The organism is Meridianimarinicoccus roseus, assembly GCF_003172915.1.
In the GTDB taxonomy this organism is placed as follows: Bacteria; Pseudomonadota; Alphaproteobacteria; order Rhodobacterales; family Rhodobacteraceae; genus Meridianimarinicoccus; species Meridianimarinicoccus roseus.
In genome coordinates this window covers 70,181-85,425 of record NZ_QGKU01000004.1, presented here as the reverse complement: position 1 = coordinate 85,425, position 15,245 = coordinate 70,181, and the positions used below count along the sequence as shown (strand labels likewise).

Here is a 15,245-nt window from a genome sequence, read left to right as displayed (position 1 = left end):
TTCACTCCGCCAGGCCCGGTTCGTCCAGCAGGTCGCGCCCATCCCGGCTTTCGATCTCCACGATCCACAGGTCGGGATCGAAGCCGCGTTGCCGCGCAAGACTCGCATCCACGTCGGCTTCCGTCCCGTCGGCCAACAGCATCCAGATCCGCGCGCCGGTCGCCATGTCGAAGCTGCGCGCCTTGGCCTGAGCCGTGCCGTCCAGCCGGGCGATCTTCACAATCACCGATCCGGCGGTCGCATCGCCCTTCGCGGTGACATAGGCGGGAATGTCCGCAAGCTGCAGCCGCCGCAGGTAGGCCTGCACCCACAGCCCCGCGGCCAGCCGCATCAGGCGTCGCCGTCGCGAAAATCCAGCCCGATCTCGGAGTAGCGTTCGGCCTCTTCCAGCCAGTTCGGCCGGACCTTTACCTGCAGGAACAGGTGCACCTTGCGCCCAAGAAGTTCCTCCATGTCGGCGCGGGCGGCCTGGCCCACCGCCTTGATCGTCTCGCCTTTGTGGCCAAGCACGATGCCCTTGTGCCCGTCGCGCATGACATAGACGATCTGGTCCACGCGGGCGGAGCCGTCCTTGCGTTCCTCCCAGGCTTCGGTTTCCACCGTCAGCTGGTAGGGCAGTTCCTGGTGCAGCCGCAAGGTCAGCTTCTCGCGGGTCATCTCGGCGGCGATCATCCGCAGCGGCAGGTCGGCGATCTGGTCCTCGGGATAGAGCCACGGCCCTTCGGGCAGGCGGTCCGCCAGCCAGCCACGCAGATCGTCCACCCCATGCCCGCGCTCGGCCGAAATCATGAAGGTCTGCACAAAATCGAACCGGGCGTTCATGTCTTCGGTCAGCTTGAGAAGCTCCGCCGCCTGCACCCGGTCGATCTTGTTGATGGCCAGCGCCACCGGATGGCCCGCCGCGCGTTCGCCCAGCACGTCGAGGATCGCGGCGACCCCGTCGGTGATGCCGCGATGCGCCTCGATCAGCAGCACGACGATATCGGCATCCGCCGCCCCGCCCCAGGCCGCCGCGACCATCGCCCGGTCGAGCCTGCGGCGCGGCCGGAACAGGCCCGGCGTGTCCACGAAGACGATCTGCGCGGCCCCGTCGATCGCCACACCGCGGATGCGCGCCCGCGTCGTCTGCACCTTGTGGGTCACGATCGAGACCTTCGCCCCGACCATGCGGTTGAGCAGCGTGGACTTCCCGGCGTTCGGCTCTCCGATCAGCGCGACGAACCCCGCGCGGGTGCCCGTGGCTTCGGTCGTGGTTCCGTCCGATCCCGTGTTTTCCGTGCCCATTTCGTCCGATCCTGTGCCGTCCGTATCAGTCATGTCGGTCCGCCTCCACGCGGGTCAGAAGCGCTTCGGCGGCTGCCTGTTCGGCCTGCCGCTTGGTCCGCGCTTCGGCGGTTTCGGTCGCGCCATTGTCCAGCACCACGCGGATCGTGAAGACCGGCGCGTGGTCCGGGCCGGTCCGGTCGAGCATCTGGTAACGCGGCGGGGCCATGCGGCGCGCCTGCGCCCATTCCTGCAGCGCCGTCTTGGGATCGCGGGCATCGTCCTTGACCGACGTGATCCGCGCCCCCCAAAGGCGAAGCACCATCTCGCGCGCCGCGCCCAGCCCGGCATCGACGTAGACGGCGGCGATCACCGCCTCCATCGCGTCGCCCAGAAGCGCCTCCTTGCGGCGCCCGCCGGACAGCATCTCGGACCGCCCGAGGCGCAGCACGTCGCCAAGCCCGATCTCGCGCGCGACCTCTGCGCAGGTTTCCTTGCGCACCAGCGCGTTGAAGCGGGGCGCCAGAACGCCCTCGGAGGCGGCACCATCGGCGTTCAGGAGCGCCTCGGCCATCACGAGGCCGAGCACCCGGTCGCCAAGGAATTCCAGCCGCTGGTTATCCGACCTGACGGTGGAGGCGACCGACCCGTGGGTCAGCGCCGATTGCAGCAGGTCGGGCCGGGCGAAGTCATGCCCGAGCCGCCCTGCGAAGTCCCTTTGTTCCGCCGACAGCGCCAAGTGTCAGTTCAGCCCCTTGAAGAAGCGGTCGCCCCGCCACGTCCACACGAAGAAGATCGACCGGCCCGCCGACGAGAACATCACCCTGTCGGCCCGACCGATCAGGTTCTCGAACGGCACCATGCCGACGCCGCGCGCCGATTGCGGCACCCGGCTGTCCACCGAATTGTCGCGGTTGTCGCCCATGAAGAAGAAATGCCCCTCGGGCACGGTGAACACGTCGGTATTGTCGAGCGGGCCGTTGCCGATGTTCAGGATCGCGTGGCTGACACCGCCGGGCAGGGTTTCGATGGTGCGCGTCTTCTCGCAATCGCCGCCGATACCGACCGGCCCGTTCTCGCAGCGCGGGAAGCTGCCCGCCGGGCCCTGTTTTTCATAAGGTTCGACGAAGATCCCTCCCGCCTCCGTCGGGACCTTCTCGCCGTTCAGCCACAGCGCGCCGTCCTTCATCTGCACCGTGTCGCCCGGCAGCCCGATCAGCCGCTTGATGAAGTCGCTGCCATTGACCGGGTGCTTGAACACCACGATGTCGCCGCGCTCTGGCTGGCTGGCGAAGATCCGGCCGGGGATAAAGGGGCAGGCGGAGAAAGGACAGGAATATTGCGAATAGCCGTAAGCCATCTTGTTGACGAACAGGAAATCGCCGATCAGCAGCGTGTCCTTCATCGACCCGGAAGGGATCCAGAACGGCTGGAAGAACAGGGTGCGGAACACGCCCGCTATAAGAAGCGCGTAAACGATCGTCTTGACGGTTTCGACGATGCCGCCTTCGGCCTCGGCCTTGCTTGCCATGCTGTCTGTCCTGCCGGTTGCTGGGTCTGTGGCTTCATGGGCATGGCAGGGGGTGGAGTCAAGAAGCCCCCCCGCCGCGTCGTCGTCACGGCACGGGCTGCACGCGGACCGGGCGCGCCTCGATCACCACAAAGGCCTGCGCCCAGGGATGGTCGTCAGTCAGGGTGACATGGATGATCGCCTCGTGGTCCGGCGGAGTCATCTCGGCAAGGCGCTGCGCCGCCCATCCGGTCACCGCCATCACCGGCTGGCCGCTGGGCAGGTTGCTGACGGCCATGTCGCGCCACGAGATGCCCATTCGCAGTCCGGTGCCGAGCGCCTTGGAACACGCCTCCTTTGCGGCCCAGCGTTTCGCGTAGGTTCCCGCCACGTCGGCACGGCGTTCGGCCTTGCGCTGCTCGATCTCGGTGAAGACGCGGGTCTTGAAGCGGTCGCCGAACCGCTCCAGCGTCGCGGCGATCCGGTCGATATTGGCAAGGTCAGTGCCGATGCCGAGGATCATGGCACCGGCCCCGGCGATCCAGGGGCGTCGGAGACCAGCGCCAGCCGGATCGGGCCGCGCGCCGCCAACGGATCGACCGGCACGCCCTTCTGCGTGGCCACCAGTTGGCCCGCGCGGGCCAGTCCGGCGGCAACGGCGCGCACGCGCGGCATCAGCGGCCGCCAGTCCTGCGACAGCGCGCGCGCCGCCTCGGACGGGCAGAAACTGGCCCCCGCACCGCGCCGATGCGCGAGGTCAGTCAGCACCCCGGCGATGTCACTGTCCGAGCACATCGTCGCAGCGCGCGCACACGCCCGGACGCGAATGCGTGCCCACGTCGGGCAGCACCTTCCAGCAGCGGTCGCACTTCGCGCCTTCGGCCCGGCGCACCACGACGCCCACCTCAGGCACGTCGGGAAGCGTGAACGCGCCCTCGGGGATGGGGTCGGTGCTGACCACCAGGTCCGACACGATGCAAAGCGTGGCGAACTTGCCCGCGTCGATCTTCGCTGCCGCGTCCGCCGTCAGGTAGACCACCGGCGCAGCCTCCAGAGAGGCGCCGATGGTCTTTGCCTGCCTTTCCTTTTCCAGCGCGCCGGTCACGACGCGTCGCACCGCGCGATGCGTCGCCGTACGTTCGGCCAGCACCGGGTCGTGCCAGTCACCGGGCGTATCGGGCATGTCCTGCAGGTGGACGGAACTGTCCTCGCCCGGGAAGCGCTCCAGCCAGACCTCTTCCATCGTGAACACGAGGATCGGCGCAAGCCAGCCGGTCAGCCGGTGGAACAGGATGTCGAGAACGGTCAGCGCCGCACGCCGTTCAAGGCTGTCGATCCCGTCGCAGTAAAGCGCGTCCTTGCGGATGTCGAAATACAGCGCACTCAGGTCGATGGTGGCGAACTGGAACACCTTCTGGAACACGCCCTGAAAGTCGAAAGCCGCATAGCCCGCCTTCACCTGCCGGTCGAGTTGTTCCACGAGATGCAACATATAGCGTTCCAGCTCGGGCATGTCGTCCCGCGCAACCGCGATTTCGGGGCGGTAGTCGCCAAGGCTGCCCAGCATGAAGCGCAGCGTGTTGCGCAGCCTCCGGTAGCTGTCGGCAGTGCCTTTCAGGATCTCGGGCCCGATGCGCTGGTCGGCGGTGTAATCGGCCTGCGCCACCCAGAGCCGCAGGATATCGGCGCCGTATTGCTTGACGATATCCTCGGGCGCGATGGTGTTGCCGAGCGACTTGGACATCTTGTTGCCCTTCTCGTCCAGCGTGAAGCCGTGCGTGACCACGTTGCGATAGGGCGCGCGCCCCATCGTGCCGCAGGCCTGCAGCATCGAGGAATGGAACCATCCGCGATGCTGATCGGTGCCTTCCATGTAGACATCGGCGATGCCGTCGGGCGTGCCGTCCTCGCGGTCGCGCAGCACGAAGGCATGGGTGGAGCCTGAATCGAACCACACGTCCAGGATGTCGAACACCTGTTCATAGGCGTCAGGATCCACGATCCCTTCAAGGAAACGCTGCTTGGCGCCGTCCGCATACCATGCATCCGCGCCCTCGGCCTCGAACGCGGCGCAGATGCGGGCGTTCACCTCGGCGTTGCGCAACAGGAAGTCCGGGTCGGTGGGCTGCGCGCCCGCCTTCGTGAAACAGGTCAGCGGCACGCCCCAGGCGCGCTGGCGCGACAGCACCCAGTCTGGCCGTGCCTCGATCATCGAATGAAGCCGGTTGCGGCCGCTGCGCGGGGTCCAAGTCACCAGCTTGTCGATGGAGGTCAGCGCACGTTGGCGGATCGTCGTGCCGTGCTCGTCTTGCCCGTCACCCACTGGCTTGTCGATGGCTGCGAACCATTGCGGCGTGTTGCGGAAGATCACCGGCGCCTTTGACCGCCAGCTGTGCGGATAGCTGTGCTTGAGCCGCCCGCGCGCGATAAGGCCGCCCGCCGCCACCAGCTTGTCGATCACGGCGCGGTTGGCCTTGCCTTCCTTGCCCTTGCGGTCGAAGACAGACAGCCCGGCGAAGAACGGCACATGCGGCAGGAATTCGCTTTCCTCGCCCACGTTGTAGGTCATCCGGTCCAGCCAACCGCGTTTCACGAAGCAGTCGAAATCGTCCGCGCCGTGGCTGGGCGCGGTGTGCACGAAACCGGTCCCCGCATCGTCGGTCACATGGTCGCCGTCAATCACCGGCACGTCGTAGTCCCAGAACCCGTCCGCCCCGTCGATCCCGGCGAAGGGGTGCGCGCAGGTCAGCCCACCCAGCTCATCCGGTGTCACGCCGCGCACGCGCTCATGCGCGGTCACGCGGGCCTGTTCCAGCACTCCGGCCGCCAGCGCGTCCGCCAGAACGTAAAGGTCGCCAACGGCCGTCCAGCTTTCGTCCTGCGTCGCGTTCACGCGGTAGAGGCCGTAATCGATCGCCGGGTTGAAAGCGATGGCGCGGTTGCTCGGGATGGTCCAGGGCGTCGTCGTCCAGATCACGATCCGCGCCGCCTTCAGGTCCTCGGCCAGCGCCGCTTGGTTGGCGCCGTCGAAATCCGTCACCTCGTCGTCGGGCATCACCGCGTGCCCGCCCCGGCGCACCGAAAATGGCACCCAGATCGTGTGCGACTGGTGTTCGTGGTATTCCACCTCGGCCTCGGCCAGAGCGGTCTTTTCCACAGGCGACCACATCACCGGCTTGGACCCCTGATAGAGCGTGCCGTTCATCAGGAACTTCTGGAACTCCTCGGCGATCACCCGTTCGGCGTGGAAATCCATCGTGAGGTACGGCCGGTCCCAGGCACCAGTCACGCCGAGGCGCTTGAACTCCTCGCGCTGCACATCAATCCAACCGGCGGCGAACTCGCGGCATTCACGCCGGAAATCGTTGATCGGCACCTCGTCCTTGTCACGGCCTTTGGCGCGGTACTTTTCCTCGATCTTCCATTCGATCGGCAGGCCGTGGCAGTCCCAGCCCGGCACATAGCGCGCATCATGGCCCATCATCTGATGGCTGCGCACGATCATGTCCTTGATCGTCTTGTTCAGCGCGTGGCCGATATGCAGGTGCCCGTTCGCGTAAGGCGGGCCGTCATGCAACACGAAAGGAGGCCGCCCCGCGGCGCTGGCGCGCAGCCGGTCATAGATGCCGATCCGTTCCCAGCGGGCAAGCCACTCGGGCTCGCGCTTGGGCAGGCCGGCGCGCATCGGGAAGTCGGTTTGCGGCAGGTTCAGCGTGGATTTGTAGTCGGGGGCAACGGTCTGGTCGGGCGTGTCGGACGACATGGATCAGCGGTCCTGGATTGGGAAAATCGGTGCGGTGGATCTGATGCGGCGCGGCGTGGCCATACGCCTTGTCCCGGCAACCCCTGTCAGAGCGCCGGGCCGATAATTCGCACGATGATGATGTGGCAGATCCCCGTCATGTCCGCGCTTATAGGCAGGGCAGGCAGGGCGGTAAAGTCCCGCTTGCGACGGGACCGACCTTGCCCCCGATTGCGGGCTGCTTCCCGCGCTGCGCCGAATTGACAGGGGCGGAAGCGGACCGCAAGAACCGTCGGCAGCTTCGCGGGGTCGCTGCGCAAGCGAGCGACCAGGGCAGCCTTTGCAGGTTCCAGACCTGCGATGCTCCTGCGGTCGTTCGCGCCGCCGTCCTGCCGAATGTCGGCGCAATGGGGTCCGTTCCGGTGCCTTCAGCGCTACGCGCCCTGCCCGAACAATCCCGCCAGCGCGCGCTTCACAAGTCCCGACACGGACGGACGGCGCGCGGTGCGAAACGGCAGCGGGCGGCACACCTCCATCGCGGCGACGCCAACGCGGGCGGTCAGCGCGCCGTTGACAACGCCTTCGCCGAAGCGCCGCGAGATGCGGCTGACCAGCGATCCGCCCGCCACCGAACTGATCAGGTCATCGCCCACCGCCACGGCGCCCGTCGCCACAAGGTGCGTCATTACCGCCCGCATCAGGCGCCAGGTGCCCAGCGTGCCCGACCGACCGCCGTATATCTCGGCGATGCTGCGGATCATCCGCAGGTTTGCCGTGGCCGCTGCGACCACGTCGGCCAGCGCCAGCGGCACCAGCGCGGTCACCGTAGCCACCTGGCGCGCGGCGGCTTCCACCTGCAAGGTGGCCTGCCTGTCCAGCGGCGCGAGCAGGTCCCGCTCCAGCAGACCCAGCGTGGCGTCGGCATCGAAACTGGCCGCAACCCGTTCGCCCAGCCCGTCAAGGGCCCAGCTCAGTTCCTCGCGCCGCTCGTAGAACGCCGCAAGGTCGCTCGCCAACGCGCGCGCGGCGGCAAGATCGTCGTCAGCCAGCGCCGCGGCGGCACGGTGCTGCATACGGTCAATCCGCGTCAGCCGCGAGAAGGCCGCCAGTTCGCGCAGCACGATGGCCGCGCAGACCGCGCCGAAGGCCACAAGAAGACCCGTCACCGCGCTGCCCAGCACCGCGTTGCGGGCCAGCAAACTGTAGACCACCGACCACATCGCAAGCGAGGCGAAGGCCAGCAGCAGCGCCCCCAGAAGGCCCCAGAACCAGCCCGCCAGCCGGTTGCGCGGCCGGACGCCAAACCGCGCCAGCCGCTGCATCGCCGCCGCGCCTTGCGGGCCGTCGGGCCGGTCCTCTGGCACAGGCGGGGCGTCGGCGGGCGACGGCGCGGGGTCCGGATCGGCCTCCAGCTCGATCAGGACGGGGCCCTTGGGGATGCTCATGGCAGGTCCTTTCTTACAACCGGTCGCCGATCAGGAACTGCGCCGCGCGATCCAACCGGATATGCGGCGGCCCCTCGCCCGGGCGCAGGGACAGCCGCGCGGGTGCGAAGCGCATGATCGCGTAATCCTCGTCCAGCCACGCCTCGGCCCCCTCCCGAGCGGGCGCGAGCAGCGCGGAGGCGTCCTGGGGCAGCGCGCCGGGGTAGAACGCGGCCTGCCGCCCGCCGTCCAGCAACCGCCCACGCACCACGTCGAGGTTGCGGCCGTCATGCGCGCGCGTTTCCTCGACCGTGGCGCGCAAGGCGGCGATCGAAATGGCATCCGTGCGCGCGCCTGCGAAATCGGCCCGGCTGCGCGCGTCCCGGACCAGCGCGTCCATGATTCCGGTCAGTTTTGCATGCTGGCTGTGGTGGAGGTGGTCCGCCTTGGTAGCGGCGAACAGGATGCGATCCACCCGCCGCGCCCCCAGAAGCCGCCCCAACCAGCTGTTGGTGCCCGGCCGGAAGGCGGACAGCGTCTCGGCGAGGGTGCGGCGCAGGTCCTCCACCGCGCGCGGCCCGTCATGGATCGCGCCCAGCACGTCCACAAGCACGATCTGGCGATCGAGCCGGGCGAAATGGTCCCGAAAGAACGGCTGCACGATCTTGGCCTTGTAGGCGTCGTACCGGCGCGTGAACTCCGCCCGCAGCGACCCGCGCGGCGCCGGGCCGGGCGGCAGCGGCGCAAAGGTCAGCACCGGCGATCCTGCCATCTCGCCGGGCAGCAGGAAGCGGCCGGGCGTGCAGTCGGAAAACCCCGCTTCGCGCGACGCGACAAGATGGCTGGTGAAGCCCTGCGCCAGCGCCTGTGCCGTGCCCTCGTCCAGTTGGGCGCGCCCGTCGGCTGCGGCCAGCGCCGCGCGGGCCGCCTCGCCGCCGGGGCGCCCGTCCATCCGCGCCAGAGCCGCCTGCGCCCAGTCGTCATAGCTCTTGCCCATCAGCCCGAGGTCCAGAAGCCACTCGCCCGGGTAGTCCACGATATCGAGATGCAGGGTGCGCGGCCCGGCCATGCCGCCCAGCAGGCCGCTGCCGCGCAAGCGCAGCGACAGGCGCAATTGCGAAACCGCACGCGTGCTGTCGGGCCAGTGCGGGTCGGGCGCGGTCAGCGCGGCGTGGTGTGCCTCGTAGTCGAAGCGTGGCACGGTGTCGTCCGGCTGGGGCTGCAGGAAGGCGGTCAGGATGCGGCCCTCGGCGGCGGCGACCAGTTGCGGCATGCGCCCCCTGTCGATCAGGTTGGCGATCAGCGAAGTGATGAAGACGGTCTTGCCCGCCCGGCTCAGGCCGGTCACACCCAGCCGCAGCGTCGGGTCGAAGAACTGTGCGCTCACCGACTGACCCACGCCCTCGATGCCGCGCGTTACGCCGTCCGCCAATCGTCCCAGAACCACGCTGATGCCCTCGTCGTCTTGCTTGGCCATGTTGTTTGGCCGCAGTGTTTACCCCTAACTATGGGCTTGCGAGGGCCATTGCCAGCCCGTGCGCTCAGGCGAAGCCTGCTGGGCCCAACGGGATGAGACACCTGCAGGTGTCGAAGACGGGCGGGAGCGTCCCCTTGCCGCTGCGAACCGGCATTGCTCGCAGCGCGGCCCGGCCCCTCAAGACCTGTTTGCGCCCCGCTTGCCCGCAGTCGCGCAGCCCGGTAAGCGGACCGAATGCCCCGCTATGCACTGAAAATCGAATATCACGGCGGCCCTTTCGCGGGCTGGCAACGCCAGCGCGAGCAGCCGTCGGTCCAACAGGCCGTCGAAGAGGCCCTGCGCCGCCTGGATCCCGCTGTCGGCAGCATCGCCGCGGCGGGGCGCACCGACGCGGGTGTGCACGCCACCGGGCAGGTCGCCCATGCCGACCTTTCCCGCGACTGGGACCCGTTCCGCCTGTCCGCTGCACTGAACCATCACCTGAAACCCGCCCCCGTCGCGATCCTTGGCGCCGCCGCCGTCGATGGCAACTGGCACGCGAGGTTCAGCGCGCTCGAGCGGCGCTACGTGTTCCGGCTGCTCTCGCGCCGCGCGCCGGCCACGCATGACGCGGGGCTGGTCTGGCAGGTGCGCCACCCGCTGGATCCGGACGCCATGCAGGCAGGGGCAGACCGCCTGATCGGGCGCCACGACTTCACAACCTTCCGCTCGACCATGTGTCAGGCAGGCAGCCCGGTGAAGACGCTGGACCGGCTGACCGTGACCACTGTTCCGCACGCGGTCGGCACCGAATACCGCTTCGACGTGCGCGCCCGCAGCTTCCTGCACAACCAGGTCCGCAGCTTCGTGGGCACGTTGGAACGGGTCGGCGCCGGCGCCTGGAGCCCGGATGACGTGACAGCCGCACTGCAGGCGCGCGACCGCGCAGCTTGCGGCCCGGTCTGCCCGCCGCAGGGGCTATATCTCGCCGATGTGGGCTATCCGGAAGACCCGTTCGCGCGCTCGTGACTTGCCATGCGGCACGGGCGCGCGATGTTGCAAGGCATGACTTTTCCTGACTCCATGCCAGACTCCGCCCCCGGAGCGCCCATGCCCACGCTGACCCGCCGCGCGATGATCTGCTCTGCCGCCTGCGGCTTTGCCGCTCCCGCCGCGCTTGGCCAGTCGAGCGCCTTCGCCGCCGCCGCCGCGCGGGCGCGCCAGATGGACCAGCTGCACAGCCTGACGATCGTACAGGATGGGCGCACCGTGATCGAGGATGTCCGCCGCGGCCCGTCGGCCGCCACACCGGTGAACGTGAAGTCGGTGTCCAAGTCGGTCGTCTCGGCGCTGACCGGGGCCGCCATCGACCGGGGCCACCTGCCCGGCCTCGGTGCGACGCTGGGCGATCTCGCCCCCGGGCTGATCCCGCCCGGCGCCGACCCGCGCGTCACCGCGATCACGGTCGAGAACCTCCTGACGCTTCAGGCCGGGCTGGAGCGCACGTCGGGCCGCAACTACGGGGCCTGGGTCAACAGCGGAAACTGGGTCGCCTATGCGCTGAGCCGAGAGATGGTCGCCGAACCCGGCGCCGTGATGCTGTACTCCACCGGCACGACGCATGTCATGGGCGCGGTGCTGACCGAGGTAACGGGGCGCAGCCTGCTGTCGCTGGCGCGTGACTGGCTGGGCGACCCGCTGGATATCGATGTGCCGTCCTGGGCACGCGATCCGCAGGGCTACTACCTTGGCGGAAACGAGATGGCGCTGTCGCCCCGTGCGCTGGCTCGCTTCGGCGAGATGTACCGCCTCGGCGGGCGCTGGCAGGGGCGGCAGGTGCTCCCCGCCGCGTGGGTGCGCGACAGCTTCACCGCGCGCACGCGGTCGCGTTGGTCCGGCTTGGGCTATGGTCTGGGCTGGTTCCTTGGCGAAGCGGACGGGACGGCCTACGCGCTGGCGCGCGGCTATGGCGGACAAGTCGTCGCCGTGGTGCCCGACCGGGCGCTTACCGTGGTCATCACTTCGGACCCGACCCGCCCGGCGCGGTCCGAAGGGTACTTCGGCGATCTTCAGGCACTGCTGGAACGCGACATCATCCCCAGCGCGCCGCGCGCCTGAGCGCGCGCAATCAGCGACCGCGAGGGGGCGGATCAGTAGCTGTAGTCGGCGTATATCCGGCTCAGGTCACCGGCCCAGTCGCCGTTGTAGCGGTCCAGCAATTCGTCGGCGGGCGTGCGGGCGGACTCCACGCTTTCCTGTAGCGCATTGAGGAAATGCGTCTCGTCCAAGATCATTCCGCCCGCGCCGGCGATGGCCCGCGCCTTCAGCCCGCCATGTGCGATCGCCACAACCTCGCGGGCCAGATCCAGCATGGCCGTGCCGCCGACGCGCGCCTGGAGGCCATCGACCGAGGCGGCCACGCGCCACGCCTCACGGGTGTCGGCATCCCAGCTCTTGGCCACGTCCCATGCCGCGTCCAAAGCCGAGTCATCATACATCAGCCCGACCCAAAGCGCCGGCAAAGCGCAAAGCCGCCGCCACGGCCCGCCATCCGCGCCGCGCATCTCGATGAATTTCTTGATCCGAGCCTCGGGGAAGATCGTGGTCAGGTGATCGGCCCAATCCGACAGGGTCGGCATCTCGCCGGGCAACGCGGGCAACTCCCCCTTCAGGAAATCGCGGAACGACTGGCCAAGCGCGTCGATATAGGCGCCATCGCGGTAGACGAAATACATCGGCACATCGAGGGCGTAGTCCACCCAAGCCTCGAACCCCATGCCGTCCTCGAAGACGAAGGGCAGCATCCCGGTCCTGTCCGCGTCGAGGTCGCGCCAGATCCGGCTGCGCCACGACTTGTGCCCGTTCGGCTTGCCTTCGAAGAAGGGCGAATTGGCGAAAAGCGCGGTGGCGACCGGCTGCAGCGCCAGCGCCACGCGCAGCTTGCGGACCATGTCGGCCTCGGACCCGAAATCGAGGTTCACCTGTACCGTGCAGGTCCGGTACATCATCTGCGTCCCGTGGGTGCCGACGCGGCCCATGTAGTCGGTCATCAGCTTGTAGCGGCCTTTCGGCATCACCGGCATCTGATCATGGGTCCAGACCGGGGCCGCGCCGAGCCCTATGAATCCCACGCCGATCGCGTCGGCGACCTCGCGCACTTCGCGCAGATGGGTGTTCACCTCGTCGCAGGTTTCGTGAATCGACACCAGCGGCGCGCCCGACAGCTCCAGCTGGCCGCCCGGTTCGAGGCTGACATTCGCGCCGTCCTTCTCAAGGCCGATCAGCTTGCCCGCCTCGCGGATCTCGGCCCAGCCGAACCGGTCGCGCAGCCCTTCCAGCATGGCGCGGATCGAGCGCGGCCCGTCATAGGGCAGCGGTTTCAGCGTGTCCCGGCAATAGCCGAACTTTTCGTGCTCGGTGCCGATGCGCCAGTCCGCCTTGGGCTTGCACCCGGCGGCGAGGTATTCGGCCAACTGGTCCCGGTGTTCGATCGGACCGCCGCCCGTCTGTGGAATGGACATGACTGTCGCTCCGTTCCTCGCCTGTTCTGGCTGGCACAGGTGGCGCGGTTTGCCGCAGGTGTCAATGCCGGGCGGGCGCGCCAGGCCCGCGCAAGACCGCCGCCCCTGCCATGCTGCCCGGCCGCGCCCACACCCGGCTGGGCCGCACACCGGGCCGCCCCAGCAGGCGCAGGACCGGTTCCAGCCGGAAACCCGGCAGCTGGGTGAAGGCATCCAGCAGCGCGTCAGCGCCCTTGGCCGTCACGGGAATGTGCAGCGGGGGCGCATCGGGACTGTCAAGAACCCAGTGCGTCGGCCGCCCTGTCGGATCGAGCGTGATCGCCTGCACCGCATCGATTGCGACGACACCGCCGACCAGCGGGCCGAAATAGCCGATCTGCGCCTCGGTCACCTGCACCACACCCGGCCCGTCACCAGCCCCGCGAAACCGACCGCGCTGCACGCCCACCACCAGCAGCGCCAGCCCGCAGCCCGCCACCGGCAGCGCCAGCCAGTGCACGACGCCAAGCCCTTCGCGCCACAACCAGAGCGCGGCCGCCATCACCGCTGCCCCGGCCAGCGCTTCGCGCCAGCGCCGCGCGGCGGCGATCACCTCGGGACGCACAAAGCTCATCGCCAGTCCCCGAGCGCCGCCTGCCACAGCGCCAACGCCGCGACCGCTGCAGTGTCCGCGCGCAGGATACGCGGCCCGAGGCTGACAGCATGGGCCGCGGAATGGGCGTGCAACCGCGCCCGTTCCGCCGGGCTGAAGCCGCCCTCGGGACCGATAAGGATCGCCCAAGGGCTAGGTTTGGCGGGCAGCGCGGACACCGGCCCGGCCAGCGCCTCGTCGCAGAACATCAGCCGCCGCTCTTCGGGCCAGTCGTCCAGCACGCGCGCCAGAGGACGCAAGTCATCCACACCCGGCACGAAGGTGCCGCCGCATTGTTCGGCCGCCTCCACGGCGTGGGCCTGCAGTCGGTCGCGGCGCACCCGTTCGGAATTGGTGAAGTCGGTCTGCACCGGGCAGATCCGGGCCGCGCCCATTTCGGCTGCCTTTTCGACGATGAAATCGGTGCGCGCCTTCTTGATCGGCGCAAACAGGAGCCACAGGTCCGGTGGCGGACGCAGCGGTGCGCTTTTACGTCCGATCACGAGTGTCGCGCTGCGCTTGCCAGCCTCGTCCAGATGGGCGAGGTATTCCCCCGACCGGCCGTCGAACACCGCAACGGGCGCACCGGGCCCCAGCCGCATCACGCCGGTCAGGTAGTGCGCCTGGTCGCGCCCCAGCGGGACGGTCTGACCTTCTGCAAGCGGATGGTCTAGAAAGAGCCGGATCTTGGCAACGGAAGACATGGGACACTTGATATGACCGACACGCGCCAAGCGCCAGAGGGTGTCGTCGCCGATGCGGTGCGCGGCAACTGGGTGGATCGCCTCGCCCCCCCGCGCACGCGGCCCTGGCTGCGACTGAGCCGGGCCGACCGCCCGGTGGGCACCTGGCTTCTGCTGCTGCCTTGCTGGTGGGCGGTGGGCTTGTCGGCGGCATCCGGCGAAGGGCTGGGCTGGCACGGTGCCTGGGTCGCCCTCGGCTGCGCCATCGGGGCATGGCTGATGCGCGGGGCGGGCTGCACGTGGAACGACATCACCGACCGGCATATCGACGGCAGTGTCGCGCGCACCGCGTCCCGCCCGATCCCGTCGGGGCAGGTCACCGCCCGCGGCGCCTTCGTCTGGGTCTGCGTGCAGTCGCTGCTGGCCTTCGGCATCCTGCTGAGTTTCAACCTGACTGCCATCGCGCTTGGCATCGGCTCGCTTGTGCTGGTGTGCATCTACCCCTTCGCCAAGCGCTTCACCTGGTGGCCGCAAATCTTTCTGGGGCTTGCGTTCAATTGGGGTGCGCTGCTGGCTTGGGCGGCGCATGACGGCGCGCTTGGCGCACCCGCGCTGGCGCTCTATCTGGCAGGGATCTGCTGGACGCTGTTCTATGACACGATCTATGCCCACCAAGATCGCGAGGACGACGCGCTGATCGGCGTGAAGTCTACCGCGCGGCTGTTCGGCAACAACTCCCCAGCCTGGCTGCGTGGCTTCCTGGCCGCGACGGTGGCCCTTATGGCGCTAGCCGTGATGCTCGCTTTCGGTGCGCCCGGCGCGGGCATGGCCGTTGCGCTGACGGGCGTGGGCGGCATGGGCCTGCACATGGCTTGGCAATTGCACCGGCTCGATATCGATGATGGCGCGGTCTGTCTGCGACTCTTCCGGTCGAACCGCGATGCGGGGCTGATCGCGGTTGCCGGTTTCGTTCTGGCGCTGCTGGTCTGACCCTCGGTCAGCGCACCCGGACGCG

15 protein-coding genes are annotated in these 15,245 nt (G+C 68.7%); 3 read left to right on the top strand and 12 right to left on the bottom strand.

Annotation, left to right across the window (positions count from 1 at the left end; all coding sequences use genetic code 11):
- Nucleotide 1: 1 nt before the first annotated feature.
- The 9 genes from DKT77_RS01725 to DKT77_RS01685 all read right to left on the bottom strand — a co-directional run bounded on the left by DKT77_RS01725 (nt 2) and on the right by DKT77_RS01685 (nt 9,416).
- Nucleotides 2-331, bottom strand: a complete 330-nt coding sequence (locus DKT77_RS01725; protein WP_109810017.1) for a DUF1491 family protein — start codon at nt 329-331, stop codon at nt 2-4.
- Nucleotides 331-1,284, bottom strand: a complete 954-nt coding sequence (gene era, locus DKT77_RS01720; RefSeq protein ID WP_109810016.1) for a GTPase Era — start codon at nt 1,282-1,284, stop codon at nt 331-333. The genes DKT77_RS01725 and era overlap by 1 nt, the downstream gene beginning before the upstream one ends.
- 25 nt (nt 1,285-1,309) lie before the next feature.
- The gene (gene rnc, locus DKT77_RS01715; protein WP_109810015.1) at nt 1,310-2,002 is read right to left on the bottom strand and encodes a ribonuclease III; all 693 of its coding nucleotides are present in this window, start codon (nt 2,000-2,002) and stop codon (nt 1,310-1,312) included.
- 3 nt (nt 2,003-2,005) lie between these two features.
- A complete protein-coding gene (lepB, locus tag DKT77_RS01710; protein ID WP_109810014.1) occupies nt 2,006-2,794 on the bottom strand; it encodes a signal peptidase I in 789 nt (262 codons plus the stop codon).
- 85 nt (nt 2,795-2,879) lie between these two features.
- Complete coding sequence (gene acpS, locus DKT77_RS01705) at nt 2,880-3,296, bottom strand: holo-ACP synthase (protein WP_109810013.1); 417 nt, start codon at nt 3,294-3,296, stop codon at nt 2,880-2,882.
- Nucleotides 3,293-3,568 carry a DUF3253 domain-containing protein gene (locus DKT77_RS01700; RefSeq protein ID WP_109810012.1) on the bottom strand — a complete coding sequence of 92 codons (276 nt, stop codon included), beginning with the start codon at nt 3,566-3,568 and terminating at the stop codon, nt 3,293-3,295. The genes acpS and DKT77_RS01700 overlap by 4 nt, the downstream gene beginning before the upstream one ends.
- Entirely contained in the window at nt 3,552-6,536 is a 2,985-nt protein-coding gene (ileS, locus tag DKT77_RS01695; protein ID WP_109810011.1) for an isoleucine--tRNA ligase, read from the bottom strand. The genes DKT77_RS01700 and ileS overlap by 17 nt, the downstream gene beginning before the upstream one ends.
- 413 nt (nt 6,537-6,949) lie before the next feature.
- The gene (locus DKT77_RS01690) at nt 6,950-7,960 is read right to left on the bottom strand and encodes a YcjF family protein (RefSeq protein ID WP_109810010.1); all 1,011 of its coding nucleotides are present in this window, start codon (nt 7,958-7,960) and stop codon (nt 6,950-6,952) included.
- Between the two features lie 13 nt (nt 7,961-7,973).
- Entirely contained in the window at nt 7,974-9,416 is a 1,443-nt protein-coding gene (locus tag DKT77_RS01685) for a YcjX family GTP-binding protein (protein WP_238547622.1), read from the bottom strand.
- Nucleotides 9,417-9,650: 234 nt separating this feature from the next.
- Here DKT77_RS01685 and truA point away from each other — a divergent pair, with 234 nt between their 5' ends.
- A complete protein-coding gene (gene truA, locus DKT77_RS01680; protein WP_109810009.1) occupies nt 9,651-10,424 on the top strand; it encodes a tRNA pseudouridine(38-40) synthase TruA in 774 nt (257 codons plus the stop codon).
- A gap of 81 nt (nt 10,425-10,505) precedes the next feature.
- On the top strand, nt 10,506-11,513 hold the full coding sequence (locus DKT77_RS01675; protein WP_109810008.1) for a serine hydrolase domain-containing protein: 1,008 nt from the start codon (nt 10,506-10,508) through the stop codon (nt 11,511-11,513).
- A gap of 32 nt (nt 11,514-11,545) precedes the next feature.
- Here DKT77_RS01675 and DKT77_RS01670 read toward each other — a convergent pair whose 3' ends face one another.
- From DKT77_RS01670 to DKT77_RS01660, 3 genes are all read right to left on the bottom strand, one after another.
- On the bottom strand, nt 11,546-12,916 hold the full coding sequence (locus DKT77_RS01670; RefSeq protein ID WP_109810007.1) for a glutamate--cysteine ligase: 1,371 nt from the start codon (nt 12,914-12,916) through the stop codon (nt 11,546-11,548).
- Nucleotides 12,917-12,977: 61 nt separating this feature from the next.
- Nucleotides 12,978-13,529, bottom strand: coding sequence for a hypothetical protein (locus DKT77_RS01665; RefSeq protein ID WP_109810006.1), 552 nt, complete (start codon nt 13,527-13,529; stop codon nt 12,978-12,980).
- Nucleotides 13,526-14,251, bottom strand: coding sequence for a 16S rRNA (uracil(1498)-N(3))-methyltransferase (locus DKT77_RS01660; protein WP_109810005.1), 726 nt, complete (start codon nt 14,249-14,251; stop codon nt 13,526-13,528). The genes DKT77_RS01665 and DKT77_RS01660 overlap by 4 nt, the downstream gene beginning before the upstream one ends.
- Before the next feature lie 12 nt (nt 14,252-14,263).
- Here DKT77_RS01660 and ubiA point away from each other — a divergent pair, with 12 nt between their 5' ends.
- The gene (gene ubiA, locus DKT77_RS01655) at nt 14,264-15,220 is read left to right on the top strand and encodes a 4-hydroxybenzoate octaprenyltransferase (protein WP_109810004.1); all 957 of its coding nucleotides are present in this window, start codon (nt 14,264-14,266) and stop codon (nt 15,218-15,220) included.
- Nucleotides 15,221-15,245 lie beyond the last annotated feature (25 nt).

What these genes read in the sequence shown, in the direction of transcription:
- DKT77_RS01725 (WP_109810017.1), bottom strand. Translation starts at nt 331, where the DNA reads ATGCGGCTGGCCGCGGGGCTGTGGGTGCAGGCCTACCTGCGGCGGCTG.
- era (WP_109810016.1), bottom strand. Translation starts at nt 1,284, where the DNA reads ATGGGCACGGAAAACACGGGATCGGACGGAACCACGACCGAAGCCACG.
- lepB (WP_109810014.1), bottom strand. Translation starts at nt 2,794, where the DNA reads ATGGCAAGCAAGGCCGAGGCCGAAGGCGGCATCGTCGAAACCGTCAAG.
- acpS (WP_109810013.1), bottom strand. Translation starts at nt 3,296, where the DNA reads ATGATCCTCGGCATCGGCACTGACCTTGCCAATATCGACCGGATCGCC.
- DKT77_RS01700 (WP_109810012.1), bottom strand. Translation starts at nt 3,568, where the DNA reads ATGTGCTCGGACAGTGACATCGCCGGGGTGCTGACTGACCTCGCGCAT.
- ileS (WP_109810011.1), bottom strand. Translation starts at nt 6,536, where the DNA reads ATGTCGTCCGACACGCCCGACCAGACCGTTGCCCCCGACTACAAATCC.
- DKT77_RS01690 (WP_109810010.1), bottom strand. Translation starts at nt 7,960, where the DNA reads ATGAGCATCCCCAAGGGCCCCGTCCTGATCGAGCTGGAGGCCGATCCG.
- DKT77_RS01685 (WP_238547622.1), bottom strand. Translation starts at nt 9,416, where the DNA reads ATGGCCAAGCAAGACGACGAGGGCATCAGCGTGGTTCTGGGACGATTG.
- truA (WP_109810009.1), top strand. Translation starts at nt 9,651, where the DNA reads ATGCCCCGCTATGCACTGAAAATCGAATATCACGGCGGCCCTTTCGCG.
- DKT77_RS01675 (WP_109810008.1), top strand. Translation starts at nt 10,506, where the DNA reads ATGCCCACGCTGACCCGCCGCGCGATGATCTGCTCTGCCGCCTGCGGC.
- DKT77_RS01670 (WP_109810007.1), bottom strand. Translation starts at nt 12,916, where the DNA reads ATGTCCATTCCACAGACGGGCGGCGGTCCGATCGAACACCGGGACCAG.
- DKT77_RS01665 (WP_109810006.1), bottom strand. Translation starts at nt 13,529, where the DNA reads ATGAGCTTTGTGCGTCCCGAGGTGATCGCCGCCGCGCGGCGCTGGCGC.
- DKT77_RS01660 (WP_109810005.1), bottom strand. Translation starts at nt 14,251, where the DNA reads ATGTCTTCCGTTGCCAAGATCCGGCTCTTTCTAGACCATCCGCTTGCA.
- ubiA (WP_109810004.1), top strand. Translation starts at nt 14,264, where the DNA reads ATGACCGACACGCGCCAAGCGCCAGAGGGTGTCGTCGCCGATGCGGTG.